Here is a 26727-nt window from a genome sequence, read left to right as displayed (position 1 = left end):
TCTCAGAATAGGGAGCCTTGGTTGCCAGGTTCCCTGGTCTTGGTCGTAGGCCTCGCAACCGGCTTTGGCCGCGCCGCACCGCTGGTTGCCACAGCATCCGCCGTGCCGTCGGCGAACTCCAGTGAAAGCGCCATCCCCGATGCCACATCAGCCGCCTGCTTGATGACGGCGCCGTCGGCATCCTTTACGAGCGCGAAGCCGCGCGCCAGGACGGCTTTGTGCGAAAGCGTGGTCAGCAGGCGCTCGGCTTGGCTCAACTGGCCGCGCAGGCGTTCGAGCCGCAGCGATATGACCCGATCCTGCCGCCTGGCGAGCGCCGCCAGCGCGTCCCCTTGCAGTTTCTGCCTGCGTACGATCGGTGCCGGCGACAGCCGCGTCGCGGTGCGCGCAAAGCGCGTGCGGCGCTCACGCACGATGGCGAAGAACGCCGCCTGCGCGCGGGCGAGGTCACGGCCGGTCAGCGTGCGCGCCTCGTTTATGCGCCGCGACAGCGTGGCCGGCGTCAGCCTTTGGCCCTGGAGACGCGCCCGCTTGCGATCGACGCTGACGGACAGGCCGCGCCCCAGCCGGCTCGTCGCCTCGTCGAGGCGCCGGCGCGGCAGCGCCAGCAACTGATCGGGCGAGGGCAGCGCACGCGCCGCTGCACGCGCGGCCTGCCGCTTGCGTTCGAAATTGCGCAGCACCGCGGCCTTGAGCCGCGCGCCAAGACTGGCCAGCGTCGCCTCGAGGTCGGCCTTCACCGGCACGGCGATTTCGGCCGCGCCCGTCGGTGTCGGTGCCCGCACATCGGCGACGAGGTCGATCAGTGTCCAGTCGGTTTCGTGGCCGACGGCCGAGATCACCGGAATGCCGGAGGCGGCAACGGCGCGGGCCAGCGCCTCGTCGTTGAAACCCCACAAATCCTCGAGGCTGCCGCCGCCGCGCGCGACGATCAAAAGATCCGGGCGCTGGATAGCGCCGTCCCAGGCCAGCGCGTTGAAACCGGTGACGGCATTGGTCACTTCCACGCCTGACGTCTCGCCCTGCACGCGCACCGGCCAGACCAGCACATGCAGCGGAAAGCGATCCTTGATGCGGTGGATGATGTCGCGGATGACGGACCCGGTCGGCGAGGTGACGACGCCGATGACGCGCGGCATGAACGGCAGCCGGCGTTTGCGGCCGGCATCGAAAAGCCCTTCCGCCTGCAGCCGGCGCTTGCGCTCTTCGAGCAGCGCCATCAGCGCCCCGGCGCCGGCCGGCTCCAGATTGTCGATGACGATCTGGTAGTTGGACTTGCCGGGATAGGTGGTGAGCTTGCCGGTGGCGATCACCTCCATCCCTTCCTCGGGGCGGAATTTCAGCCGGCTCATCGTGCCTTTCCACACCACGGCGTCGAGCCGGGCGCGGTCGTCCTTCAGCGCGAAATAGGCATGGCCGGAGGAATGCGGCCCGCGATAGCCGGAGATTTCGCCGCGCACCCGCACATTGCCGAAGACGTCCTCGACCGTGCGCTTCAGCGCGCCGGAAATCTCGCTCACCGTGTATTCGGTGGCGTTGGTGCGTGATTCGGATGCTGCGTCGCTCATCGGCCGATTGGGGGACGGTTGGCCTCCCGCGTCAAGGCGCCAGTGTCTGCTCAAATGTTATAACGCGATCTTAAGGCTGGTTTGGTTGACTGGCGCCCAACGAAGCTGGCCAAGGACGCATGAGCGCACGCGCACATCGCAGCCCATTGACGTATCAGGTCACGCTGACCGTGCTGGCGCTTGCCGCTTTTGCGCTGGTCATGGTCGTGGGCTTCGGCTTCTACGCCGCCGAGCAGGCTGACCGCGTTTCATTGGAGCGCCAAAAGATCTTCTTCGCCAACGGCTTGCAGGACCAGATCGCCGCCGTCGAGCGCGAGCAGGAAAGTGTCTCGGTCTGGGACGATTCCGTCACCAACGCCAAATCGGGCAATCAGGCGTGGATGGCCGAAAACCTCAGCGTCTGGATGTATTCCTACTACGGTCACAACCGGGTCTATGTGCTGGATGATGTCAACCGTCCGATCCACGCCATGCAGGAAGGCAAGGTGGTGCCGGCTTCCGTCTATGGTGCGGATGAGCCCGCGCTGCTGCCGACCATCGAGAAGCTGCGCCAACTGATCGCGCAACCGCCGAAAGAGAACGCATCCGGCGGCCCGGTCAAAATGGTCGCCGAGGATCTGGTGTCGCTCGACGGGAAACCGGCCATCCTCAGTGTCATGCCGCTGGTGCCGAGTTCGGACCGGGTCACCCAGGCGCCGGGAAGCGAATATCTGCATGTCTCGGTGGAGTTCATCAACGCTGCCGTCATCGGCAAGATCGCCGAAAAATACCTGCTCGATGGCGCCCACCTGCTGCCTCTGTCGCAATCGGTCGGCTCGGCTGCCATTCCGCTGATGGATTCGCGCGGGGTCATTCTCGGTTATATCGGCTGGGATCAGGAGCGCCCCGGTCTGACACTGATACGCAAGGCCGGCCCGGCATTGATCGCCGGCATGCTGCTTGCCGCCGGTGCGCTGGCTTTTCTCTTGCGGCGCCTGCGGCGGACATCGTTGGCGCTGCAGACAAGTCAGGCGGACGCACAGTATCTCGCCTTTCACGATACGCTGACGGGGCTCCCCAACCGGGCGCTTTTCGAGGATAGGCTGCGACGGGCTTTACTTACGACCGGGCGCGATACCGCAAGGACGGCGCTGCTCTATCTCGACATCGATCGCTTCAAACATGTCAACGATACGCTCGGTCATCCCGCCGGCGACGAACTCGTGCGCCAGACGGCGGCCAGGCTGCAGAGGACGATCCGCGAGATCGATACGGTGGCGCGGCTCGGCGGCGACGAGTTCGCGATCATCCTGGTCGATATTCGCGACACCAGGGTGGCCGAGGATATTTCGGGACGGCTGCTGCGGAAATTGCAGGAGCCTTTCCGGCTGATGGACGACCAGGTCTTCGTCAGCGCCAGCATCGGCATAGCCTTGGCGTCGGGTCCAAAAGTCGATGCCGACGATCTGCTGCGCAAGGCCGATATTGCACTCTACGAAGCCAAGAAGAATGGCCGCGGCCGCTATCAGGTCTTCGCCGGTGACATGGACGACCTGTTGCTGCGCAAGCGCAAGGTCGAGAACGCGCTCCGTCGCGCCCTCCGTGGCGGAACCGAGATCAAGCTGGCGTATCAGCCGATCTTCGCCGCCGATGGCGGGACGATCGTCGGGGTCGAGGCGCTGATCCGCTGGGCGCATGAGATCCATGGCGCCTTGCCGCCGCAACAGTTCATCGCCATTGCCGAGGAACGCGGCATGATCGGCGAGCTTGGCCAATGGGTGCTGCGCGAGGCCTGCCGTTTCGCAGCCGGCACGCAATTGCCGTGGGTGGCCGTCAACGTCTCACCGCTGCAATTGCGCGACGCAGGTTTTGCCGGGCAGGTCGCGTCGATGCTGGCCGAGACCGGCCTACCGCCGGCGCGATTGCAGCTCGAGATCACCGAAAGCGTGCTTCTGGAAAATAACGACACGACCAGGATGGCTCTGGAGGCCTTGCGCCGATCAGGCGTTGGCGTGGTGCTCGATGATTTCGGCACCGGCTATTCATCGTTGAATTACCTGCGCCGTCACCTCATCGACAAGCTCAAGATCGACCGTTCCTTCGTGCGCCTTCTCGACCAAGACGCCAACTCCGCCGCGATCGTCAAGGCGTTGATCGACCTAGCGATAGCGCTCGATGTCGAAGTCACCGCGGAGGGCGTCGAGACCGAGGAGCAAAAGGCGCTGCTCGTCGGCATGGGCTGTCATCAGATGCAGGGTTACCTGCTCGCGCCGCCGCTCGAGCCTGCCCAGTTGCTGCTCTTGCCGGGCCTGTCGCCCATTCAGAGCGGACCAGCGTCGATGCGCGCGTAATTCTTTCCTACCAGCCCGGCAGGATCTGGTTCGGCCTGGTCCGCTTCATCTTGGCGAAGGCGAGTGCCGCGAAGTCGAATGATCCCGTCTCCTCGCCAAGCGGCACCGAGATGTTGTCCAGGCTTTCCGAGATATGGCGGGCGAGCGCATCGACGATCTCCGGCCGTGAGGTCTGGCCGCGCATGATGCCGATGCGGCAGTCGGGCAGGGCGCCGAAGCCGTCGGCCTCGCCCAGCACCCGCATGCCGGGCCTGAGCGCGCATTCCGGCAGCACCGAGATCGCCAGGCCCGAAAGCACGGCGGCGGTGATCACGGTCGCCGAGAAACTGGTGAACAGGATGCGATAGTCGCGGTTCTGCTGGTCCAGCACATCGACGGCGGCGCGTCGCCAGATGCAGTTCGGCCGGCCAAAGGCCATTGGCAGCGTGACCTGTTCATGCGTCGCATGGTTGGCCGAGCTGACCCACAGCAGCGGCTCGCGCCGCACCACTTCCGACTGGCCGCGCACATCATTGTGCGTCACCAGCGCCAGGTCGAGATTGCCGCGCTTGATATGCTCGACCAGCCCCGGCGTCGGCTCGCAGATGACAGTCAGTTCGACGCGCGGATTGGAGCGGGTGAAGCGTGCCATGATCTCGGGCAGGAAACGGTCGGCATAGTCGTCCGGCGTGCCGATACGGATCGTGCCTTCGAGCCGCTGGTCGTCGAAGGCGGCGAGCGTCTCGCGGTTGAGATAGAGCAGCCGCCTTGCATAGGAGAGCAGCTTGTCGCCTTCCTCGGTCAGCTTGTTGTTGCGCCCTTCCTTCTCGAACAGCGGCTTGCCGATCCGCTCCTCCAGCCGGCGCATCTGCATCGACACCGCCGACTGGGTGCGGTGCACCTCTTCGGCTGCCCGCGTGAAGCTGCCGGTATCGGCGATCGAGATGAAGGTTTGCAACTGATCGAGATCGAGCGGCGCTTTCATCAGTCCATTCCATCATTGATGTTGATGCTAAAGATTAGAAACATTCGTTGGATTAATCAATCGGTCGATGGCAAATTGGCATTGTCCACATGAAGGCATGTGAATCGAAGCCGGAACGGCCGCTGTCGCCAGCGCCGATCGCTTGGCTTTGCCCGCTCGACTCCGAAGGAGACTGCTATGACCACGATCGATTTCGCCACCGAGACCTCGCGCATCACCTCGCGTCCGGCCGTTGCGACGCGCGTGGCCAACACCGTCTCCAACGTCTACCGCGCCTGGAAAAATCGCCGCGCCTTCTATCGCCTTGGCGAGATGTCGGATGCCGAGCTCGCCGATATCGGCCTGACGCGCGCCGACCTGCATGTCGCCATCGACGTGCCGTTCGGCCGCGACCCGACGGTGATCCTGCGTCAGATTGCCAGCGATCGCGTGGAAACGATCGAGGATCTCGCCCGCCAGGTGGCCTGATTTAGTTTCGGTCCTGTTGAACCTTTTCGGGGTTCGGCGCGACCAAGGATTATGCAGGCTCCCCACTCCCTGCCGGTTCCCCGCCGGCCTGCCTGCACGCTGCCCGGTCCTCCCAAGGACCGGGCTTTTCTTTTCGGCTTGCTCAGAAATGGCCCGTAGACTTGGCGCCTACCGCCGGCCCATGTCCCGCTTGAACTGGTCGAAGATCGTTTCCACGCCCTTCTGGTAGTCGTCGCGCTGCTGGGCGCCGGTCTCGAACATCTTGCCGAAAATATCATCGAACGGATTCCTTGGCCGGCCGCTCGGGTTGGTCTGCGGCTGCGGCGCCTGGCGCTGTTGCGGTGCTTGAGGTTGCGGCGCCGGCTGGCCGCCGGGCATGCCGAAGCCGCCGCCCCCGCGCAGCATCTCTTCGAAGATTTTCCCAAGCGGGTTGTCGCCGTATGGGCTCTGCGTCTGTTGCGGCTGCGGCTGCGGCTGCGTCCGGCCTTGCGGCTGTGGCGTACCGCCGCCGAACATGTCCTGCAGCACCTTGCCCAACGGATTGTCGCCATAGGGGTTGGGTGCCGGCTGCGGCTGGCTTTGCGGTTGCGGGGCGCCGCCGCCGAACATGTCCTGCAAGACCTTGCCAAGCGGGTTGTCCATCGGGGTCTGCGGCGCCTGGCGCTGCTGTGGCGCCGGCGCCTGCATACCGCCTTGCCGCATCATCTGCTCGATGATCTCGCCCAGCGGATTGCTGCCGCCGCCGAAACCGCCGGCGGCCTGCATCTGACCTGTCGTCTGCTTGAACAGTCCGCCCATCACCATCGATGCGATGGCGGGCAGCATTTGCTGCAGGATTTGCTGGCTGACGCCGCTCGCTTGCGCTGCCTGGCTGGCCACGGCGCGCGACAGGTCCTTCGAGCCGAACAGATGTCCCAGAATGCCATTGCCTTCATCAACGCCTTGCGGCGAGAAGGCGCGAGTCGCATCCTCGAAATATTTGGCGTGCTGGCCGCTTGCCATCGCCGTCATGAAGGCGCCGAACCCGTAAGGATCGGCGGTGTTGCGCTGCAACCCCTGTGAAAAGGCCGGCAGCAGAGCGGCGACCGCCGCCTGTGTCTGCTGCATCGAAAGCCCATATTGTTGGGCAAGCGCCTGCATGCCGTTGCCGTTCTGGGCCTGCGTCAGCATGTCGAACAAGGTAGGCATCGGCTTCTCCTCCTGAATTCCTCGGAAGGGAGCCTAATTCGTTTCAACGCTCGATTGAAGTGGCTTTTGCCGCTGGGTTAATAGGCGTATTCCATGAACACCGGCTCGATCGAGCCGCCCCAGCGCGTGTGGTAGGCGGAAAGCATTTCCTCGGCGCTGGTCGTGCCGCGTGCAACCACTTCGTCCAAAGTGTTGAGGAACGAGGTTTCGTCATAGCCGTCACGGTTCTTCTTGCCGCGGTTCTTCAGCCCCGTGCGCGAAATGGCCATGACGTCGCGTGCGATCTCGCGCAGCGTGGTGTTGCGGAAGGGCGCCGCAATGCCAAGCTCAGGCACGGCGTTGCGCATGGCCAGCACTTCCTTGTAGGTCCAGCTCGCGGTCAATGCTTCCGCTGCGTCGAGCGCCGCCTCATCGTAGAGCAAACCGACCCAGAAAGCCGGCAGCGCGCAGATGCGCCGCCACGGGCCGCCGTCGGCGCCGCGCATTTCGAGGAAACGCTTCAGCCGCACGTCGGGGAACAGCGTCGACAGATGGTTCGCCCAGTCGCCCATGGTCGGCAGCCCATCCGGCACTTCATTGCGCGCGGCGCCGGCCATGAACTGGCGGAAGGTGATGTGCGTCATATCGTGATAGTGGCCGTCGCGGATGACGAAATACATAGGCACGTCGAGCGCCCATTCGACATAATCGGCAAACCCGAACTCGGGCGAGAAGCAGAATTCGAGCAGGCCGGAGCGCTGGTTGTCGGTGTCGCGCCAGATGTCGCCGCGCCAGCTCTGCAGTCCGTTCGGGTGGCTCTCGGTAAAAGGCGAATTGGCGAACAATGCCGTCGACAGCGGCTGCAGCTTCAGCGACACCTGCATCTTGCGGCGCATGTCGGCCTCGCTCTCGAAGTCGAGGTTCACCTGGATGGTACAGGTGCGGTACATCATGTCGAGGCCCTTGGTGCCGACCTTGGGCATGTAGCGGGTCATGATCTCATAGCGCGACTTCGGCATTTTCGGCGTTTCGGCCAGCGACCATTTCGGGCTGCCGCCGAGGCCGAGGAAGCGGATACCCATCGGCTCAGCGATCTCGCGCACCTGCGCCAGATGCGCATTGCCTTCGCGACAGGTCTGATGAATCGTCTCCAGCGGCGCGCCGGACAGTTCGAACTGGCCGCCGGGCTCCAGCGAAATGGCGCCCTGGCCCGTCGGCTCGACCAGGCCGATGATGCGGCCGTCGTCCATGATCGGATCCCAGCCGAGTTTGTGCTGCATGCCTTCGAGGATGGCGCGGATGCCGCGCTCGCCGCCATAGGGCACGGGCGCGTTGCCATCGACATAGAAGGGGAATTTCTCGTGCTCGGTGCCGATGCGCCACTTGTCGCGCGGTTTGTTGCCTTCGGCCAGGTGCTCGACGAGTTCGTCAAAGTCTTCAATTGGCCGGAAATCGGTAGTGTCGCGCGCCATTGTTGTGCCCTCAGAGGCGGTTGGACCACCGCCGGCGGTAAATGGACGAAATGTCAGCAGCCGATCAAGCGAAAAATCCTGAGCCAGAGGTCAAGAGGAATTGAATGCTACGATCGGGACCGCCTCTTGCAAGAAATGACCTCCTACCAGTCTCCGACAGTTGCCTGGATCACCGCAAGTGCCGCGACAGCCGCCGTATCGGCGCGCAGGATACGCGGGCCGAGCGGAATGGCGGTCACGAAGGGCAGGGCGCGCAGCATCTTGCGCTCGTCGTCGGAAAAGCCGCCTTCCGGCCCAACCAGCAGCCCCAGCTTCTTCTCCTTTACCGCCTGCAAGGCAGGCAGCGGATTGTTGGTCGAAGCATCCTCGTCGCAGAAGATCAGCCGCCGCTCCTTGTCCCAGCCGGTCAGCAGCCGCTCGAATTTTTCCGCCTCGCGAACCTCCGGCACCGCCAGGATGCCGCATTGTTCGGCGGCCTCGATGACATTGGCGCGCAGTCGGTCGATGGACGGCTTGGCCACTTGCGTGTGCTGGGTGATCACCGGCTGCAGGATACCGGCGCCCATCTCGACTGCTTTCTGCACGAGATAGTCGAGCCGGCCCTGCTTCAGCGGCGCGAAACAATAGACGAGGTCGGGCAGCGGCGGCTGCGGCCGTTGCAGCACCAGCACTTTCAACCGCACCGCTCTTTTCGTCTTTGCCGCGATGGCCGCCGACCATTCGCCGTCGCGGCCATTGAACACCAGGATCTCGGCGCCTTCGCCCAGCCTCAACACATGCAGGAGATAGTGGCTCTGCTGCTGGCCGGCGTCGAACTCGATCTCCGAACCGAGATCGTCAGGCACGAACAGGCGTTGCATCTTGTAATTGGCGCGCATGGCCGAGGAATGAGCGAGCCGACCGCCGGCGTCAAGTCTCGGCGGATTGATGCCACACCGGACGAAAGCCATGCCGCAGGACGTTGAGCGTTGTCGCTGGCGTCAGCATGACAAGCGCCTTGTCTTCCAGTTGGCCAAGGTCGGCGGGTGGGCGATATCCGGCAAAGGACCATTGCAACGCCTTGCCGTGGCGCAAGGCATAGGCGTTGCCGCCAGCAGCGATCACCACGCCGTCTGGCAGGTCGGCCAACTCGTCCATCGCCATAGCCGGAGGTTTGCCACCCGAAGTCAGCCGCTCCTTGTGCAGCCTTTTGTCGACTTGCGGCGCCCGTGGTTCGGCAATGCCGAAGGCTTCGCCGAAGCGGCTGACAAAGTCCCTAGCCCGTTCGCGCTGGCAAAAGAAGCAGGGGCGGTGCCCCGCTGCCAGCGCCGTCACCTCGTCGAGGAAGAACAACTCGGTCCAGCCGGCCTTGCCGCCGGCACGGTTTCGGCCCATCGGCTCGCGCCGCACATTGCGGAATTGGCACACGCAGATGATCCAGGCCTGCAGTGCCCAGCGCTTCTTCAACAGTGTCTTGGTCTCCGGATCGTGGATAATGCCGCGATTGCCGGTGAACAGGCCACGCTCGGGCACGGCGTGGATGGCGCCGAACGGATCGACCCGGTTCTGCAGTGGCATAGTTCTCTCCTGGGATACGCATCTTGGCTGCAATGCGGGCGGCATGATATCGCTCGTCCCGTCATTTTCATGTCAGCAGGGTTTTGCGATGCGGGTGCTGGTGGTCCAGAACTACGACAATACCGGCCTCGGTCAGGTTGGTGCCGCCCTTGCCGAAGCCGGTGCCGATCTCGATCTGCGCCTCCCCTACAAGGGCGATCCTCTGCCGGAGGACGCGACCGGACACGATGCCATGGTGGTGCTCGGTGGTGGTCAGAATGCGCTGGCCGACGATGAATATCCCTATTTTCCGGCGCTGCTCGAACTGACCCGCGATTTCGCCGACAAGGATCGCGCCGTGCTCGGCATCTGCCTCGGCAGCCAGCTCGTCGCCCGCGCCTTCGGCGGTGAGAACCGCATCGGCGGCGCCAACGAATTCGGCTGGCGCGGCGTGTCGTTGACGCCGGACGCCAAGGCCGATCCGGTGCTGGGCGCACTGCCGGCAAAGTTCCCGATCTTCCAGTGGCACGACGACACCTTCGTGCTGCCGGAAAACGCCGTGCGGCTCGCCGGCAATGATGTCGCCGAAAACCAGGCGTTTCGCGTCGGCCGCGCCGTCTATGGCTTCCAGTTCCATTTCGAGGCCGACCGGCCGATGGTGAGGGACTGGAGTTCCTCCTTTGCCCCGACCATTGCCGCCCGCCATCCCGACTGGGCGGGCAAGCTCGATGGCGAGATGGCCCGCAACGGACCCGACGCCGATGCCGCCGGCCTCGCGATTGCCCGTGCCTGGGTGGCCACGATCTAAGAGCCTGCCCTCGCGCTCCGCGTGACATAATTGGCACGCAGCCGTGAAACCGGCTGGGGAAAACCCTTTCATCCTTGGCTTGTGTCCGCCCGCCATCCTAGAAGGCGCGCGCTCTGCATTGGCTGTGCAACCGGGATGAACCTTTTGTGTGACCCGTGCGACACACCGCCGATACAGAACGCGCTTAGAAGCGCGAAATCGTCGAAACTTTGAAGCGAATTCTCCGTTTCAACGCATTGGTAACCGCCTGGTGCACAGATGCAGCAAGCTCAACAAGCTCAACAAGAGATGACGTCCGTGAAAGCAGCGCTTCTGTCCTTTGCCATGTTGTCCGCCATCGTGCTGTGCGGTCTCGGTATCTATTCCGCCGATGCCGCCAACAACCACAACGCCGTCGACGGCTACGGCGTCACCGCCTCGCTTCGCTAAAAGCCAGTCTGCTCGCGACGCATCATTGCGCCGCGGCTGGGCTCAAGCTTCCTTTATCGCCATTTCCAGGATGCGCTTGTCCGCCCCGTCGACGACGAGGGCGGTCAGCATGCCTGACTGCCAGGCAAGCGTGTCGACATTGACGCGGTTGGCCATCACTTCCGCCTCGGGGACGGGTGTGTGGCCATGCACCACGATCTTCGGGAACAGGCCGGTGTGATCGTGGAAAACGTCGCGGATCCAGATCAGGTCCTGCGGATTCTGCTTGTCCAGCGGAATGCCTGGCCTGACGCCGGCATGGCAGAAGAAGAAGTCGCCGAACGTTACTGAGAACGGCAACGAGCGCAGGAAGTCGACATGGCCTGGTGGCATGGCCTCGAGCAAGGCCTGATGTCCGCGTCGCATCGTCTCCATCTTGCCGAACCAGCTGGCGTCTGCCGTCAGCGACACGCCATAGGACAGCGCCGTCTGCACGCCGCCAAAGCGCATGAAAAGCCCTTCCGGGTCGGGGGTTCCCAGAAAATCGAGAAAGCCGATGTCATGGTTCCCGGCGAGCATCAGATGGCGCGGATCGCGTTCCCGGGCCTTGATCAGGAAATCGATGACTCCTTTGGAGTCCGGTCCGCGGTCGACATAGTCGCCGAGGTGGATCACCCGCCAGTCGCGAGCCGGTTTCCATTCCAGCTCGCTCTCGATCCGCTGGTGCATGGCGGCCAGCAGGTCGCGCCGGCCATGCACGTCCCCGATCGCATAAAGACGCACACCTTCCGGCCCATGCGCGTCGAGAAAATGGATGCCGGGTTCCGCCAACGTATCGTGGTCTCCGTGGTCTGATGTCACGGACTTAGCGTCGAAGCTGGTCCTTGCCCATGTCGGTGACCAGACGCTTTCCGCACAGCGCCAGCGTGATGTCCATCTCCTTGCGGATGATTTCCAACGCTTTGGTAACCCCTTCCTTGCCGAGCGCGCCGAGACCATAGAGAAATGGCCGGCCGATATAAGTGCCCTTGGCTCCGAGGCAGAGCGCCTTCAGCACGTCCTGGCCAGAGCGGATGCCGCCGTCCATATGCACTTCTATTCTGTCGCCGACCGCGTCCGCAATCTCTTCCAGCGCCATGATCGAGGACGACGCGCCATCGAGTTGGCGCCCGCCATGGTTGGAAACCACGATCGCGTCGGCGCCGGTCTTGGCCGCCATCAGCGCATCTTCCTTGTCGAGGATGCCTTTGAGGATCAGCTTGCCGCCCCAGCGTTCCTTGATCCAGGCGACGTCCTTCCACGACAGCTGCGGATCGAATTGCTCCGTCGTCCAGGACGACAGCGAAGAGACGTCGCCGACACCCTTGGCGTGGCCGACAATGTTGCGGAAGGTGCGGCGCTTGGTGCCGGCTATGCCCAGGCACCAGCGCGGCTTGCTGGCCAGATCGATGATGTTGGCCAACGTCATCTTGGGCGGTGCCGAAAGCCCGTTGCGCACATCCTTGTGGCGCTGGCCGAGGATTTGCAGGTCGAGCGTCAGCACCAGCGCCGAGCATTTCGCCGCCTTGGCGCGGTCGATAAGGTCTAGCACGAAATCCTTGTCGCGCAGCACATAGAGCTGGAACCAGAAAGGCTTCTTCGTCACCGAGGCGACATCCTCGATCGAGCATATGCTCATCGTCGACAGGGTGAACGGCACGCCGAATTCCTCGGCCGCCTGCGCCGCCAGCATCTCGCCATCGGCATGCTGCATGCCGGTCAGGCCGGTCGGCGCCAGCGCCACCGGCATCGACACTTTCTGGCCGATCATGGTCGATTCCAGCGAGCGGTTGCTCATGTCGACCAGCACGCGCTGGCGGAATTTGATCTTCTGGAAGTCTTCCTCGTTGGCGCGATAGGTGCTCTCGGTCCAGGCACCGGAATCGGCATAATCGAAGAACATCTTCGGCACGCGCCGGCGCGCGAGATCCTTGAGGTCTGCGATGGTGAGAATGTCGCTCATGATGGGTCCCCGCTTGGATCGAATTGATTAGGAGCGTCTGCGTGCCGGTTCGGTATCGCCGGCTTCGGAGCGCTGCCGCAGCCTGAGCCGCGACACGCGTTGCCAGTCGCCACTGCGCTCGGCTTCGGCCATCGACCGCTCGACATAGGTCATGTGGTCCATGGCCGCCTGGCGGGCGCCGGCCGGATCGCCGGCCTTGACCGCGGCGTGGATTGCCTTGTGTTGCGCCAGCAGCGCCTCGCGCGCGCCGGGCACGGTGAAGACCAGCAACCGGTTCTGGAACACGCCTTCCGACAAAAGCCGATAGCAGGAGCGGAGCGTGTGTAGGAGCAGGATGTTGTGTGCGCATTCGCAGATCGCGTGATGGAATTCGACGTCTATTTCGGCCTCGTCGTCGAAATCGCCGGTGCGATGCGCCTCGTCCATGCGCGCCATGATGCGATCGAGCAGCGCGAGGTCCTCCGGTGTGGCGCGCCGCGCCGCATATTCGGCGGCGATGCCTTCGATCTCACGGCGGTACTCCAGATAGTCGGTCACCGCCTTGCGGTGCATCGAGATCAGATCCGCCACCGGTTTGGTGAACAGCTGGCCGATAATGTCGGCGACATGCGTGCCGCCGCCGGCCTTGGTCGTCAGCAGCCCGCGCCCTTCCAGCGCCTTCAATGCGTCGCGCAGGATCGGCCGCGACACGTCGAACTGGCGTGCCAGCTCGCGCTCGCCCGGCAAGCGGTCGCCGGTGCGCAGCACGCCTTCGAGGATGAGGCTCTCGATCTGCTGCACCACCTCATCGGCGGTGCGCGAATGCTCGATCCTGGAAAAAATGTCGCTCAACAGGTGTGCCTGGGAATTGAACCGGTGTCGCGCAGGATAAAGCCTGCGTCGCCAACTGGTCAAATTATTTATCCAATTGGTCGAAGTGGGTCGGTTTTGCCGCTCGAAGCTATATCGTCTTCGGCTAAACTTTGCTGTTTGCGTCATCTGGCTATTGGCTCTAGAGGGACGCCAACGCAAGAGGGTTCACAGAAACCCGGGGGACAAGCCGTGTCAGACGACCCGTCCAATCTCGAGTTCCAGCCGCGCGCCAAGGGCAGCGTCATGGGTTTCCCCGCGCATGAGGGCCGGCCTGGTGCGCTGGGCGAGGTGCATGCAAGGCCGCATCCGCTGATCGAAAAGCCGCGCGTCCTGGTGCAGCTCGCCTTCATGACCGAAGGCGGCTCCGGCGTCGACCATGCCGTGCTTTCCGAACTGTCGCGGCGCCTCGGTATCGCCGCGCCCGACCGCCAGGCCCGCCACCACGCGATGAAATGGGGCAAGGGCTCGCTGCGCTGGGAGCGGCATACGGAATTCTCAACCTATCTGTGGGAAGGGCCGCTCTCCGAAAGCGGCAGGGCACAGGAGGACTCGCCGTTCGGCAACGGGTTTTCTCCGCCGGGAACCGTGATTTCCGGCATCAGGCTCGAAATCCGCAAATGGACGCAGGTCAGCGAACGGCTGATCGCTGGCTTCGATCCGACCAGCCTGTGCTACTCGCTGGTCGAGCGCGGCAACGCAGCCATCGTCACCGATTTTCGCCAGGACGGCGACGGGATGACCCGCATGCTGGTGCTCGATCGCGGCCTGACGCCAGCGCGCACCGGGGCGCTGTCGCAGCGGCTGATCGACATCGAAACCTACCGCACGTTGGCCATGCTCGGCCTGCCGCTGGCGCTGACCTTGTCGGGCCGCGCGCGCCGCATCGAGGACAGGCTCGCCCAGACCACGCTGGAAATGAAGGTCGCCGAAACCCGCGACAGCCAGACACTGCTGGCAGACCTGACCGAGCTTGCCGCCGAGTTGGAGGCAGACGCCGCCTCCAGCCTTTATCGTTTCGGCGCCAGCCGCGCCTATGACGGCATCGTCGTCGAGCGGCTGGAAGCGCTGGAGGAAGAGGCCGTGCCCGGCTACGACACCTGGGGCGGGTTTTTGCAGCGCCGCGTTGCGCCTGCCATGCGCACATGCCGCTCGGTCGAGGAGCGCCAGGCCAATCTGTCGCGCAAACTGACCCGCGCCACGACGCTGCTGCGCACCTGGGTCGATGTCGAGGTCGAGAAGCAGAACCGCGACCTGCTTGCCTCGATGAACAACCGCGCCCGCCTGCAACTGCGCCTGCAGCAGACCGTCGAAGGCCTCTCGGTCGCCGCCGTCTCCTACTATGTCGTCGGCCTCATCGGCTATGTCGCCAAGGGCGCCTCGATCTTCGGTCATGCCTTTGCGCCGGAAGTCGTCACCGCCGCCTCGGTGCCGGTCGCCATCCTGCTGGTCTGGTGGGGCGTGCGCCGCGTGCGCCGGATGCATTCCGAACCGGCGAAGCATCCCGGCGAATAGCGGCAGATTGCCGCTGCGGAAGCTTGTTTCGGTCGGACGTGGGAGCCTCCTACCACTGCAGTATTTGCAACCGGCGTGCTTCACTGGTAAAAGATTTTGACCAGTCAAGCGAAATGGGGCTGCTGATGTCCGGCCTTGCGATGCCGAAACCAGACGACGCCACGCTGCGCCGGCGCGACGAGATCGTCGCCGACATGCGCATCATCGTGCCGGGCGAGGGCGTCGTCGACGCGACCAATCAGATGCGCGCTTTCGAGAGCGATGGGCTGACCGCCTACCGTCAGCTGCCGCTGGTCGTCGTGCTGCCCGAGACGGTGGCGCAGGTTTCCCGCGTGCTGAAATACTGCAACGACCGCAACATCCGCGTCGTGCCGCGCGGCTCCGGCACCTCGTTATCGGGCGGCGCGCTGCCGCTGGAAGATGCGGTGCTGCTGGTCATGAGCCGCTTCAACCGCATTCTGACCATCGATTTTCCCAACCGCATCGTCGTTGCCCAGCCGGGCGTGACCAATCTCGGCATCACCACCGCCGTCGAGCAGGAGGGCTTCTACTACGCCCCCGATCCATCCTCCCAGATCGCCTGTTCGATCGGCGGCAATGTCGCGGAAAATTCCGGCGGTGTGCACTGCCTGAAATACGGCCTCACCGCCAACAATGTGCTCGGCATCGAGATGGTGCTGATGAACGGCGAGGTGGTGCGGCTCGGCGGCAGCCATCTCGACGCCGAAGGCTACGACCTGCTTGGCGTCATGACCGGTTCGGAAGGGCTGCTCGGCGTCGTCACCGAGGTCACGGTCCGCATCCTGAAGAAACCGGAGACGGCGCGCGCCCTGCTGATCGGCTTTCCGACCAGCGAGCAGGGCGGCCAGTGCGTCGCCGACATCATCGGCGCCGGCATCATTCCCGGCGGCATGGAAATGATGGACCGGCCGGCGATCCACGCGGCCGAGGATTTCGTCCATGCCGGCTATCCCCTCGATGTCGAGGCGCTGTTGATCGTCGAACTCGACGGGCCGGGCGTCGAGGTCGATCATCTCATCACAGCGGTCGAGGCGATCGCCATCCGCAACGGCTCGACCACCTGCCGCATATCGCAATCCGAGCAGGAGCGGCTGAGCTTCTGGGCCGGCCGCAAGGCGGCCTTCCCCGCGGTCGGCCGCATCTCGCCCGACTATTACTGCATGGACGGCACCATCCCGCGCAAGGAACTGCCGCGCGTGCTGGCCGGCATGCGCGAGCTTTCGGAAAAATATGGTCTCGGCGTCGCCAATGTCTTCCACGCCGGCGACGGTAATCTGCACCCGCTGATCCTCTACGATGCCAATGTTCCGGGTGAACTCGACAAGGCGGAAAGTTTCGGCGCCGATATTCTGCGGCTCTGCGTCAAGGTCGGCGGCGTGCTCACCGGTGAACACGGGGTTGGGGTCGAGAAGCGCGACCTGATGCCGGAAATGTTCAACCAGATCGACCTCGACCAGCAAATGCGCGTCAAATGCGCTTTCGACCCCAACCATTTGCTTAACCCGGGAAAGGTGTTCCCGCAGCTGCGTCGCTGCGCCGAGCTTGGACGGATGCATGTGCACCGGGGGCAGGTGGCGTTTCCGGATATTCCGAGGTTTTGAGGTGCATGTTGGTGCTTGAACACCCCCTCTGTCCTGCCGGACATCTCCCCCGCAAGGGGGGAGATCGACTCCGGCAGCCTCCTTCGCCAACTGTCTACGTTGGGGAGCGGGCGCGACATTGAAGCGGCCAATCTCCCCCTTGCGGGGGAGATGTCCGGCAGGACAGAGGGGGGTGTGAAGGAACTCGACGTCTCTGCACTTGCAAGTCGCATGTCACGCCAATGACCACCTTCACCCCGACCACGTCAGACGAAGTCCTGTCCTCCGTCGCCTGGGCGGTGGCGGAAGAGGCCCCGCTCGAAATCCTTGGCCATGGGTCCAAGCGCGGCATCGGCCGTCCGCTGCAGACGCAGCACACGCTCGACCTGTCGAAACTTACGGGCGTCACGCTCTATGAGCCCGCCGAACTGGTGCTGTCGGCAAAGGCCGGCACACCGCTGGCCGACATCGAAAAGCTGCTGGCGGAAAACGGTCAGCAGCTCGCCTTCGAGCCGATGGACTACGGCCCGCTGCTCGGTGGCGAGCCCGGCAAAGGCACCATCGGCGGCGTGCTTGGCGCGAACCTCTCCGGCCCGCGCCGGCTGAAGGCAGGTGCGGCACGCGATCATATCCTCGGCATCAACGTCGTGTCCGGCCGTGGTGAGGCCTTCAAGTCGGGTGGCCGCGTGGTCAAGAACGTCACCGGCTACGACATGTCGAAGCTGATGGCCAACAGTTGGGGCACGCTGGCCGTGTTCACCGATGTCATCTTCAAGGTGCTGCCATCAGCCGAAACCGAAGTGACGCTCGCCGTCCGTGGCTTGCTCGACGATGCCGCTGTCGCTGCCATGGCCGTGGCGCTCGGCTCGAGTGCTGAAGTGTCGAGCGCTGCCCATCTGCCGGAGCGTATTGCCGCGCGTGTCGCCGGCGGCGCGCTCGGCAGCGAGGCCGCGACGCTGCTGCGCGTCGAAGGTTTTGGTCCGTCCGTCGCCTATCGCATCGCCGCGCTGAAGACGCTGCTCGGCAAGGCCGGGCCGCTGGAGGAGATTGCCGGTGAGGTTTCAAGGCTGATCTGGCGCGATGTGCGCGATATCAGGCCCTTCGCCGACGGCAGCGAAAAACCGGTCTGGCGCGTGTCGATGACGCCTGCGCAGGGCCACCAGATGGTGCTGACCCTGCGCATGCAGGCCGCCGTCAGTGCCTTCTATGACTGGCAGGGCGGGCTGGTGTGGTTGCGCATGGAAGAGGGCGACCCGGAAGCCGCTTTGCTGCGCGGCCTGTTGCGCAAACATGGTGGCGGCCACGCGACGCTGGTGCGCGCCGCACCCGCCTATCGCGCCGCTTTGCCTGTCTTCGAGCCGCAGCCGCCGGCGCTGGCTGCGCTCAGCCAGCGGCTGAAGACGGAATTCGACCCGAAGAACATCCTCAATCCCGGCCGCATGGCCTAGGACATCAGCGATGCAGACGAATTTCTCATCCGCCCAGCTTGCCGATCCGCATGTCGCGGAATCGGAAAAGATCCTGCGCAAATGTGTGCATTGCGGCTTCTGCACCGCCACTTGCCCGACCTATGTGACATTGGGCAACGAGTTGGATTCACCGCGCGGGCGCATCTATTTGATCAAGGACATGCTGGAGAACGGCCGCCCGGCCGACAAGGAGATCGTCACCCATATCGACCGCTGCCTGTCGTGCCTTGCCTGCATGACCACCTGTCCGTCAGGCGTCAACTACATGCATCTGGTCGACCATGCGCGTGCTCATATCCAGGAGACCTACAAGCGCCCGCTGCCCGACCGCCTGACCCGCGCCATGCTGGCCTTCGTGCTGCCTTATCCCTCGCGCTTTCGTGCCGCTCTCAAACTGGCGAAACTGGGCAAGCCGTTCATCGGCCTGTTCGACAAGGTGCCGGCATTGAAGCCGCTCGGTGCGATGCTCAAGCTCGCGCCGGCCTCGATCCCGGCAGCTTCGCCGATGGCCTCGCCCGGCGTCCATGCCGGGCAGGGGGCCAAGAAAGGTCGCGTCGCCATCCTCACCGGCTGCGCGCAATCGGTGCTTGACCCGGCCATCAACGACACGACGATTTCACTGCTCACACGCCTCGGCGTCGAAGTCGTGGTGCCGCCGGGCGAGGGCTGCTGCGGCGCATTGGTTCATCATATGGGGCGGGAGCAGGCAGCCTTTGCCTCGGCCAGGCAGAATGTCGACGCCTGGACGCGTGCCATCGACCAGGGCGGGCTCGACGCCATCATCATCACCGCATCCGGTTGCGGCACGACGATCAAGGACTACGGCTTCATGCTGCGGCTTGATCAGGCCTATGCCGACAAGGCCGCGCGCGTGTCGGCGCTGGCCAAGGACATCACCGAATATCTGGCCGCTTTCGACTTGCCCGAGCCGGTGCGCAAGCCCGGCACCATCGTCGCCTATCACTCGGCCTGTTCCATGCAGCACGGCCAGAAGATCACCCGCCAGCCGAAGGAACTGCTGGCCAAAGCCGGCTTCATCGTGCGCGAGCCGCGCGAGGGCCATCTGTGCTGCGGCTCCGCAGGCACCTACAACATTCTGCAGTCCGAAATTTCGGCAAAACTGCGCGACCGCAAGGTGAAAAACATCGAGGCGACGGGCGCCTCGATCGTCGCCACCGGCAACATCGGCTGCATCACGCAGATTGCATCTGCCGCGAACATGCCGGTCGTTCATACGATCAAGCTGTTGGACTGGGCCTATGGCGGGCCGAAGCCGGACGGCGTCTCCGAGGGAAACCTGATCGCTGCTGAGTAGCGTGGCGCCGCCCTGTTTTACTCCGCCGCGAGCCTGTCCGCCGTGCCGTAAGTCGCCTCATAAAGCGCGCGCTGGCGGCTGAGCGCCACCATCGTGTTGCGCAGCAGGATCGCCACCGTGATCGGGCCGACGCCGCCCGGCACCGGCGTGATCCAGGAGGCAACCTCACGCACGCTTTCGGTGTCGACATCGCCGACGATGCGGCTCGTGCCGTCCGGGCCGATCTCGGAATTGATGCCGATGTCGATGACGGCGGCACCGGGCTTCACCATGTCGGCCTTGATCAGCCGCGGCTTGCCGACCGCAACGAACAGCGCGTCGGCGCGCCGCGCATGGGCGGCGACCGACCGCGTCATGTGGTGGCAGACCGTCACCGTTGCGCCTTCGCTCATCAACAGGAAAGCGATCGGCTTGCCGACGATTTCCGAATGGCCGACAATGACCACTTCCAGTCCCTTGAGATCGAGCCCGGTCTCCTTGAGCAGTTCGACGGAGGCGGCCGCCGTGCAGGGCGCGAGATCGAGCTGGTTGTAGACGATGTTGCCGATCGAGGCCGGGTGCATGCCCTCGACATCCTTGAGCGGATGCACGGCCGCCTGCAGCGTCCTGATCGGAATGTGTGCCGGAACAGGCCGCTGGATGATGATGCCGGTGACGCGCGGATCGGCGTTCAGGCCGTGGATTGCCGCTTCCAGTTCACCCGATGTGATGGTGGCGGGGAAACGCCGTTCCTCGAAATCGATGCCGGCAAGCTGAGCCTTGGCGCGCTGGTTGCGCACATAGACGTCGACCGCATCGGTATCGCCGACGGTGATCGAGATCAGCTTGGGCGGAAAACCCTCGGCTTTGGCAATTGCCGCATCCTCGCGCACGGCGGCGATGATGCGCTGGGCTACCGGGCCGCCCTTGAGATAGCGGCTGTCGTCGGACAGGGACATGGGGTGGACTCTTTTTCTTGCGTTGGCGCCGACATAGCAAAAGACCGTCGAAAATGGCAGCACGAAAGCGAACCGCCATGCCTTCTGCGCGACGCAACGACGCGGGGCGATGTCGCAGGCACTGGACGCCGATCAAAAAAGAAGGGCAGCGCGGTTTCCCGTGCTGCCCTTCCTGACCGACCGCATCCCCATACGGCCCGTCCCCCGTTATTCCTTCCGACCTCAGGAAACCAAGTGGTTCCCGATGAGGTGATTCGTCATCATATCACCTCGACCGTGGTTCCGACATTGACCCGTTCATAGAGATCGACCACGTCTTCGTTGCGCATGCGGATGCAGCCTGACGACACCGCGCCGCCGATCGTCCATGGCTGGTTGGTGCCGTGGATGCGGTATTCTGTGGTACCGAGATAGAGTGCGCGCGCGCCGAGCGGGTTTTCCATGCCACCGGCCAGATAGGTCGGCAGGTAACGGCCCTTGGCGGCCTCGCGCTTGATCATCTCCGCCGGCGGGCGCCAGTCCGGCCACTCACGCTTGTTGGTGATCTTGTGCGTGCCCGACCATTCGAAGCCGGGCTTGCCGGTGCCGACGCCGTAGCGCCGTGCCTTGCCGTTCTTCTCGACTAGGAAGAGGAAATTCTGCGTCGTGTCGATGACGATCGTACCCGGCTTCTGCGAGCCGTCATAGGCGACTTCCTGCGGCAGGTAGATCGGGTTGATCTGCGGGCGCATGACCATGCGTTTGGCCGGTGCCTGTACCGCGGCCGTCTGCACGCGGTCTGGCTGCGCCGGTTGCGCGTAGCGCAGGCGCGGCTGCTGTACGATTTGGCGGTTCTGCCGCACGATGCCGGGCGCCTTGCCAAGCTGCAGCACCCAGGGGGCGGAAAGGTCGGGGCTCACCATCACCGGCGGCCTGTCGGCATAACGGTCGCCAGCGGCTGCTTGTGTGACGCCGGCAAACACAGCCACGGCGCCGAGCACGGAAAACAAAACTCTCTTCATCGGGAACGCACCTTGATCGTCTTGATACAACCGGGTGGAAACGCTCCCCGGTTCAGCGATCATTGACGTGCGAGCAGCAACCGAAACATGAATCGGAATGCGTAAAATGCGGTTCTGTCAGTAAACCTTTTGGTGTGGTTACCGCCGGGTTCAGGAATCTGGTAAAGCCACAGTAAATGCAGCGCAAAAGCGCGTTAACGGATGGATTTTTGCGAATGAGCAATGAAAACACCGGCCTGCTTGCCGGTCCCGACGGTGTCGCGCGCTGCTTCTGGCACGGCAATCTGCCCGACTATCTGCACTACCATGATCATGAATGGGGCCGGCCGGTGGCCGACGACCGCAGGCTGTTCGAAAAGATCTGCCTCGAAGGGTTTCAGTCGGGACTGTCGTGGCTGACCATCCTGCGCAAGCGTGAGAATTTTCGCGAGGCCTTCGCTGGCTTCGACTTCGACAAGGTCGCCGCCTTCACCGACAAGGATGTCGAGCGCCTGCTCGGCAATGCCGGTATCATCCGCCATCGCGGAAAAATCGTCTCGACCATCAACAACGCCAAACGCGCCCGCGAAATGGTCGACGAGTTCGGCTCACTGGCCGCCTGGTTCTGGAAGTTCGAACCCGGCCGGGACGAGCGACCCAGGATCGTCGATCTCGCCCACCTGCGCGCCAACCCGACGACGGCGGTTTCGACCCGGATATCGAAGGAATTGAAGAAGCGCGGCTGGAGCTTTGTCGGCCCGACCACGGTCTATGCCTTCATGCAGGCCATGGGCCTGGTCAACGACCATCTCGAAGGCTGCGTCTGCCGCAAGGCGGTCGAGAAGGAACGGAAGGCTTTCAAACGGCCGAAGTAGGGCTCACTTCTCGAACCGTCCCTTGTGCCCGCTGCCATTGATGTCCCACACCAGGCTGCGGCCGGAAATGGTCAGCACCAGTCCGCCAAAACCGCTGTCATCAGGCGTGTGGTGCGTCGATGCCGAACTGCGGCCGGCCGGAATGACCTCGACGGTCGATCCCTTCTTCACCCAGCAGCCCTTGCCGTACTGGTCGTTGGCGCCGTAGGCCAGCATGAACTCGAAGCTGCCGTCTTTCCTGAGCAGCAGTTCGGAGCCGACCTCCATGACGCCACGCAGATAGTAATGCCCGGCAAGGCCGGCGTCGCCCGTCTGGCAACCGCCGGCACTGGCCGGATTGGCGAACCCGAGTAAAAATGCGCAGCCAAGCGCGTATGCGTAGCTCAGTCGCATGCTCAATCCCCGATCAAGAAAACATGGAACCCGACGAAGCGGGCCGTTTCAGGTGCCGTTGACGCTGGCCAGGAACAGCCCGGCGACGATCGCCACCACCGTGGCCACGGTCGGATAGATCACCAGCAGGCCGGTCACCAGCGCATCGCGTAGGGAAGACCCCTTGCCGGTTTCGGCCGGTACATCGAACGGTCCGGCAACCTGGCCAAACAGTTTCGGCGTATGGATGCCGGCCGGGCGCAGGCGTGCTGGCAATTCGCCGGCATCGCTGTTGGCATGGAATTTCACTGCGCTGGTCATGTCCCGAACCCTTTCATGTCCTGCGCTATATCGGCCGCGATTGTGTCGGCACGATGCCGTGCTGATGGCGGGATTGTTTCATTTTCGGTGCGTTTCTGTTTCAAGGAGGTTCGACTCCTCCTGTTCTCACCGGGCATGGTGCGAGGTGCCGACCCTTGCCGCTCCCGGCTGCATCGGTTAGGAAACGCGCGCTGCGGAATGGGAAATTTCCTATCCACGCAGCGCCACGAAACACCGGGTGCTCATCTCATGGCCGACAAATCGGAAAAGACGAAAGCGCGATTGCCGCGCGGTTTTGCCGACCGCAGCGCCGAGGACATCCGTGCCGTCGAGAAGATGATGGCGACGATCCGCTCGGTCTATGAGCTTTATGGTTTCGAACCCGCCGACCAGCCACTGATCGAATACACCGACGCGTTAGGCAAATTCCTGCCCGATCAGGACCGGCCGAACGAAGGCGTGTTCTCCTTCCAGGACGATGACGAGCAGTGGCTGTCGCTGCGCTACGACCTGACCGCGCCGACGGCGCGCTTCGTCGCCGAGAATTACGAGCGCCTGCCGAAACCCTATCGCAGCTACCGCTCCGGCTGGGTGTTCCGCAACGAGAAGCCAGGCCCCGGCCGCTTCCGCCAGTTCATGCAGTTCGACGCCGACACGATCGGCACGCCGGGCGTCGCCGCCGACGCCGAAATGGCGATGATGATGGCCGACGTCATGGAAGCACTCGGCATCAAGCGCGGCGACTACGTCATCCGCGTCAACAACCGCAAGGTGCTTGACGGCGTGCTGGAGGCGATCGGCCTTGGCGGCGAGGAGAACGTCGGACGCCGGCTGACCGTGCTGCGCGCGATCGACAAGCTGGACAAGCTCGGCCCGGAAGGCGTGAAGCTTCTGCTTGGGCCGGGGCGCTGGGATGGCGGCAAGGAAGGCGAAGGCGACTTCGCCAAGGGCGCCGGGTTGAACAATGGGCAAGCCGAGGCGGTTCTTCATGCAACCGCGAGAAATGCACAGGCCGGCCAGGATTCCATGGTCAGTTCGAACGCGACCTACCAGGAAGGCGTCGGCGAACTCTCGACCATCGAAGCCCTGGTCAGGGCGGCGGGATATGGCGAGGATCGTATTGCCATGGACCGCTCGGTGGTGCGCGGCCTGGAATACTATACAGGGCCGGTCCTCGAGGCCGAACTGCTGGCCGAAATCCCCAATGAGGACGGCCAGATCGTGCGCTTCGGTTCGGTCGGTGGCGGCGGCCGCTATGATGGCCTGGTCTCGCGCTTCCGTGGCGAACCGGTGCCGGCAACGGGGTTCTCCATCGGCGTTTCGAGGCTGATGACGGCGCTGAAGAACCTCGGCAAGCTCGACAGCGCCGATGTGATCGCGCCGGTCGTCGTGCTGGTGCTGGACAAGGACACCGACAGCCTCGGCCGCTACCAGAAAATGGTCGGCGAGCTGCGTGCCGCCGGCATCCGGTCCGAAATGTATCTCGGCGGCGCCGGCATGAAGGCGCAGCTCAAATATGCCGACCGTCGCAACTGCCCGGTCGCAATCATCCAGGGCGGCGACGAGCGCGCCAAGGGCGAGCTGCAGATCAAGGATTTGATCGAGGGCGCGCGCATGTCGGCCGAGATCACCGACAACGCCGAATGGCGCGCCGCCCGCCCGGCGCAGGTCACGGTGGCGGAAAGCGAACTCGTCGCCGAGGTGAAGAAGATCCTGGCGGCGCAGGCGGCAGACCGCGCGAAGGGTGGCGCTTGAACACCCCCCTCTGGCCTGCCGGCCATCTCCCCCGCAAGGGGGGAGATTGGATGTCGTCTAGTCTTTCGCCAATCTCCAGCGTTGAATATGAGGCGCCGAGCCTCAAGCTAGCGATCTCCCCCTTGCGGGGGAGATGGCCGGCAGGCCAGAGGGGGTGCCTCGCGCCCATCCTATCCATGACCTCCCGCTACCCCGCCATCGCAGCCGACATCACTGGCCTCTTCGCTACCCGCAACACGCATGCGGTCGAGGTCGCCATCCTGCAGCCGGCCGACCCGTTCCTCGACATGGCTGGCGAGGATCTGCGTCGCCGCATCTTCCTCACCGAAAGCGAGACCGGGCAGACACTGTGCCTGCGGCCGGAATTCACCATTCCGGTCTGTCTCGATCACATAAGTTCGCAGGCCGGCACGCCGCGCCGTTATTCCTATCTGGGCGAGGTGTTTCGCCAGCGCCGCGAAGGCGGCAACGAGTTCTTCCAGGCCGGCATCGAGGACCTTGGCGACCGCGACACGGCTGAAGCCGATGCCCGCTCGGTAGCCGACGCGCATGCGCTCCTATCGCTGGTGCTGCCCGGTCAGTCGCTCGCGATCACGCTCGGCGACCAAGGCATCTTCGAAGCGGTGCTGGCGGCGCTCGGCCTGCCGCGCGGCTGGCGCATGCGGTTGGCGCGTGCCTTCGGCTCGGCGCCGATGTTGCAGGCGGCACTTGCCGATCTCGCCAATCCGCCGCGCAACGGCCAGCTTTCCGGCGATGTCGCCGCACTTGTCCTCGATGGTGATCTCGAAGGTCTTTCCACCCACATCGCCAGCGGCATGGAGGAAGCCGGCCTGTCGGCATCCGGCGGGCGCTCGCCCACAGACATTGCGCGGCGATTGATCGAGAAAGCCGAATTGCGTAGCGTGCGGCTGTCCAACGAGGCCTTCGCGGCATTGAAGGGCTTTCTGGCGATCGACGTGCCGCTCGATGGCGCGACGCAGGCGCTGGAGACCTTCGCCACAGGCGCCGGGCTGTCACTCGGCCCCGCGCTGGAAAAATTCGCGGCCCGCGCCAGGGCGATCGAGGCGCATGGCTTGCCGGCGGCAAAAATCCGCTACGACGCCGCCTTCGGCCGTCCGCTCGATTACTACACCGGTGTGGTTTTCGAAATCGCGGCGCAGGATGGCGACCGCCCCCTGGCCGGTGGCGGCCGCTACGACCGGCTGCTGACGCTGCTTGGCGCGAAGACCGCCATTCCCGGCGTCGGTTTTTCCGTCTGGCTCGACCGCATTGAGGCGTTGCGGGAGACGGCACCATGATCACGCTGGCGATCCCGTCGAAAGGCCGGTTAAAGGAGCAGGCGCTGGAGGTGCTGGCCAGAGCCGGCCTCGCCATCAGCCTGCCCGGCGACGAGCGCAAATATCACGCCCGCGTCGAGGGCCTGGACAATGTCGAGGTCGCCTTCCTGTCGGCTTCGGAAATATCGGGTGAAATCGGTCAGGGCGCGGTCGATCTCGGCATCACCGGCGAGGATCTGGTGCGCGAAAACCTCGCCGACTGGGAAGCCCGCGCCGAGATTGTTGCCCGTCTCGGCTTTGGCCATGCCGATGTCGTGGTCGCGGTACCGGAGATCTGGCTCGATGTCGACACCATGGCCGATCTCGACGATGTCGCCGCCGATTTCCGCCAGCGCCATGGAAGGCGATTGCGCATCGCCACCAAATACTGGCGGCTGACGCAGCAATTCTTTTCGCAAAAGCACGGCATCCAGGTCTATCGCATCGTCGAAAGCCTCGGTGCCACCGAAGGCGCGCCGGCGGTCGGCCTTGCCGACGTCATCGTCGACATTACCAGCACCGGCTCGACGCTACGCGCCAACCACCTCAAGGTGCTGGGCGACGGCGTTGTGCTGAGGTCTCAGGCCTGTCTGGTGGCGTCGAAGAAAGCTCGCGCCGCAGGCGATGAAGCCATCTTGCGCGACATCATCACGAAGATGGTGGCGGCGGTCGGATAGCGATCCCGCCCCCCGAGGGGA

General features: G+C 64.2%; 25 protein-coding genes. 12 read left to right on the top strand and 13 right to left on the bottom strand.

Annotated features, from left to right (window positions below; all coding sequences use genetic code 11):
• Nucleotides 1-2: 2 nt before the first annotated feature.
• A complete protein-coding gene (gene xseA, locus AC56QX_RS34480) occupies nt 3-1568 on the bottom strand; it encodes an exodeoxyribonuclease VII large subunit (protein ID WP_497112983.1) in 1566 nt (521 codons plus the stop codon).
• Nucleotides 1569-1687: 119 nt separating this feature from the next.
• Between xseA and AC56QX_RS34475 the strand changes: the two genes are divergently transcribed.
• Nucleotides 1688-3898 carry a bifunctional diguanylate cyclase/phosphodiesterase gene (locus AC56QX_RS34475; RefSeq protein ID WP_497112982.1) on the top strand — a complete coding sequence of 737 codons (2211 nt, stop codon included), beginning with the start codon at nt 1688-1690 and terminating at the stop codon, nt 3896-3898.
• A 7-nt stretch (nt 3899-3905) separates the two neighbouring features.
• Here the strand turns inward: AC56QX_RS34475 and AC56QX_RS34470 are convergent, their stop codons facing one another.
• A complete protein-coding gene (locus AC56QX_RS34470; RefSeq protein WP_497112981.1) occupies nt 3906-4862 on the bottom strand; it encodes a LysR substrate-binding domain-containing protein in 957 nt (318 codons plus the stop codon).
• A gap of 177 nt (nt 4863-5039) precedes the next feature.
• Here AC56QX_RS34470 and AC56QX_RS34465 point away from each other — a divergent pair, with 177 nt between their 5' ends.
• Nucleotides 5040-5330, top strand: coding sequence for a YjiS-like domain-containing protein (locus AC56QX_RS34465; protein ID WP_027042589.1), 291 nt, complete (start codon nt 5040-5042; stop codon nt 5328-5330).
• 168 nt (nt 5331-5498) lie between these two features.
• Here the strand turns inward: AC56QX_RS34465 and AC56QX_RS34460 are convergent, their stop codons facing one another.
• The 4 genes from AC56QX_RS34460 to AC56QX_RS34445 all read right to left on the bottom strand — a co-directional run bounded on the left by AC56QX_RS34460 (nt 5499) and on the right by AC56QX_RS34445 (nt 9526).
• On the bottom strand, nt 5499-6518 hold the full coding sequence (locus tag AC56QX_RS34460) for a DUF937 domain-containing protein (RefSeq protein ID WP_497112980.1): 1020 nt from the start codon (nt 6516-6518) through the stop codon (nt 5499-5501).
• 77 nt (nt 6519-6595) lie between these two features.
• A complete protein-coding gene (locus tag AC56QX_RS34455) occupies nt 6596-7969 on the bottom strand; it encodes a glutamate--cysteine ligase (protein WP_497112979.1) in 1374 nt (457 codons plus the stop codon).
• A gap of 143 nt (nt 7970-8112) precedes the next feature.
• Nucleotides 8113-8847, bottom strand: coding sequence for a 16S rRNA (uracil(1498)-N(3))-methyltransferase (locus tag AC56QX_RS34450; RefSeq protein WP_497118045.1), 735 nt, complete (start codon nt 8845-8847; stop codon nt 8113-8115).
• A gap of 31 nt (nt 8848-8878) precedes the next feature.
• Nucleotides 8879-9526, bottom strand: coding sequence for a hypothetical protein (locus AC56QX_RS34445; protein WP_497112978.1), 648 nt, complete (start codon nt 9524-9526; stop codon nt 8879-8881).
• Between the two features lie 88 nt (nt 9527-9614).
• Between AC56QX_RS34445 and AC56QX_RS34440 the strand changes: the two genes are divergently transcribed.
• Together AC56QX_RS34440 and AC56QX_RS34435 are read left to right on the top strand one after the other, a co-directional pair.
• On the top strand, nt 9615-10313 hold the full coding sequence (locus AC56QX_RS34440) for a type 1 glutamine amidotransferase (protein WP_497112977.1): 699 nt from the start codon (nt 9615-9617) through the stop codon (nt 10311-10313).
• Nucleotides 10314-10610: 297 nt separating this feature from the next.
• Nucleotides 10611-10742, top strand: coding sequence for a hypothetical protein (locus AC56QX_RS34435; RefSeq protein ID WP_257784452.1), 132 nt, complete (start codon nt 10611-10613; stop codon nt 10740-10742).
• A gap of 42 nt (nt 10743-10784) precedes the next feature.
• Here AC56QX_RS34435 and AC56QX_RS34430 read toward each other — a convergent pair whose 3' ends face one another.
• Genes AC56QX_RS34430 through AC56QX_RS34420 form a run of 3 tightly spaced genes read right to left on the bottom strand, consistent with a single transcriptional unit; the run spans nt 10785 to nt 13554 of the window.
• The gene (locus AC56QX_RS34430; RefSeq protein ID WP_497112976.1) at nt 10785-11552 is read right to left on the bottom strand and encodes a metallophosphoesterase; all 768 of its coding nucleotides are present in this window, start codon (nt 11550-11552) and stop codon (nt 10785-10787) included.
• A 34-nt stretch (nt 11553-11586) separates the two neighbouring features.
• Nucleotides 11587-12723 (bottom strand): alpha-hydroxy acid oxidase, encoded by a 1137-nt coding sequence (locus AC56QX_RS34425; RefSeq protein ID WP_096454485.1) that lies wholly within the window; start codon nt 12721-12723, stop codon nt 11587-11589.
• 27 nt (nt 12724-12750) lie between these two features.
• Nucleotides 12751-13554 (bottom strand): FCD domain-containing protein, encoded by an 804-nt coding sequence (locus AC56QX_RS34420; RefSeq protein WP_497112975.1) that lies wholly within the window; start codon nt 13552-13554, stop codon nt 12751-12753.
• Nucleotides 13555-13764: 210 nt separating this feature from the next.
• Here AC56QX_RS34420 and AC56QX_RS34415 point away from each other — a divergent pair, with 210 nt between their 5' ends.
• The 4 genes from AC56QX_RS34415 to glcF all read left to right on the top strand — a co-directional run bounded on the left by AC56QX_RS34415 (nt 13765) and on the right by glcF (nt 19472).
• The gene (locus AC56QX_RS34415) at nt 13765-15087 is read left to right on the top strand and encodes a DUF3422 family protein (protein WP_497112974.1); all 1323 of its coding nucleotides are present in this window, start codon (nt 13765-13767) and stop codon (nt 15085-15087) included.
• Between the two features lie 125 nt (nt 15088-15212).
• On the top strand, nt 15213-16709 hold the full coding sequence (locus AC56QX_RS34410; protein ID WP_497112973.1) for an FAD-linked oxidase C-terminal domain-containing protein: 1497 nt from the start codon (nt 15213-15215) through the stop codon (nt 16707-16709).
• Nucleotides 16710-16930: 221 nt separating this feature from the next.
• On the top strand, nt 16931-18136 hold the full coding sequence (locus AC56QX_RS34405; protein ID WP_497112972.1) for an FAD-binding protein: 1206 nt from the start codon (nt 16931-16933) through the stop codon (nt 18134-18136).
• Nucleotides 18137-18146: 10 nt separating this feature from the next.
• Nucleotides 18147-19472 (top strand): glycolate oxidase subunit GlcF, encoded by a 1326-nt coding sequence (gene glcF / locus AC56QX_RS34400; protein ID WP_497112971.1) that lies wholly within the window; start codon nt 18147-18149, stop codon nt 19470-19472.
• A gap of 17 nt (nt 19473-19489) precedes the next feature.
• Here the strand turns inward: glcF and AC56QX_RS34395 are convergent, their stop codons facing one another.
• Nucleotides 19490-20410: a bifunctional 5,10-methylenetetrahydrofolate dehydrogenase/5,10-methenyltetrahydrofolate cyclohydrolase gene (locus tag AC56QX_RS34395; protein ID WP_477222458.1), complete on the bottom strand. Its 921-nt coding sequence runs from the start codon at nt 20408-20410 to the stop codon at nt 19490-19492.
• Nucleotides 20411-20670: 260 nt separating this feature from the next.
• Nucleotides 20671-21411 carry a L,D-transpeptidase gene (locus tag AC56QX_RS34390; protein WP_497112970.1) on the bottom strand — a complete coding sequence of 247 codons (741 nt, stop codon included), beginning with the start codon at nt 21409-21411 and terminating at the stop codon, nt 20671-20673.
• Between the two features lie 215 nt (nt 21412-21626).
• On the opposite strand from AC56QX_RS34390, the gene AC56QX_RS34385 reads away from it, so the two are divergent.
• On the top strand, nt 21627-22265 hold the full coding sequence (locus AC56QX_RS34385; RefSeq protein WP_497112969.1) for a DNA-3-methyladenine glycosylase I: 639 nt from the start codon (nt 21627-21629) through the stop codon (nt 22263-22265).
• Nucleotides 22266-22268: 3 nt separating this feature from the next.
• Here the strand turns inward: AC56QX_RS34385 and AC56QX_RS34380 are convergent, their stop codons facing one another.
• Complete coding sequence (locus tag AC56QX_RS34380) at nt 22269-22658, bottom strand: hypothetical protein (RefSeq protein ID WP_497112968.1); 390 nt, start codon at nt 22656-22658, stop codon at nt 22269-22271.
• 48 nt (nt 22659-22706) lie between these two features.
• Complete coding sequence (locus AC56QX_RS34375) at nt 22707-22958, bottom strand: hypothetical protein (protein WP_497112967.1); 252 nt, start codon at nt 22956-22958, stop codon at nt 22707-22709.
• Between the two features lie 249 nt (nt 22959-23207).
• Between AC56QX_RS34375 and hisS the strand changes: the two genes are divergently transcribed.
• The 3 genes from hisS (at nt 23208) to hisG (ending at nt 26706) form a co-directional block, all read left to right on the top strand.
• On the top strand, nt 23208-24713 hold the full coding sequence (hisS, locus tag AC56QX_RS34370; RefSeq protein ID WP_497112966.1) for a histidine--tRNA ligase: 1506 nt from the start codon (nt 23208-23210) through the stop codon (nt 24711-24713).
• Nucleotides 24714-24889: 176 nt separating this feature from the next.
• The gene (locus AC56QX_RS34365; RefSeq protein ID WP_497112965.1) at nt 24890-26011 is read left to right on the top strand and encodes an ATP phosphoribosyltransferase regulatory subunit; all 1122 of its coding nucleotides are present in this window, start codon (nt 24890-24892) and stop codon (nt 26009-26011) included.
• A complete protein-coding gene (gene hisG / locus AC56QX_RS34360; protein ID WP_497112964.1) occupies nt 26008-26706 on the top strand; it encodes an ATP phosphoribosyltransferase in 699 nt (232 codons plus the stop codon). Before AC56QX_RS34365 ends, hisG begins: the two co-directional genes overlap by 4 nt.
• Nucleotides 26707-26727 lie beyond the last annotated feature (21 nt).

The sequence above is a fragment of the Mesorhizobium sp. RCAM 06353 genome, from assembly GCF_059683585.1.
The sequence above is the reverse complement of the archived record's forward strand: the minus strand, read 5'-3'. Positions and strand labels throughout refer to the sequence as shown.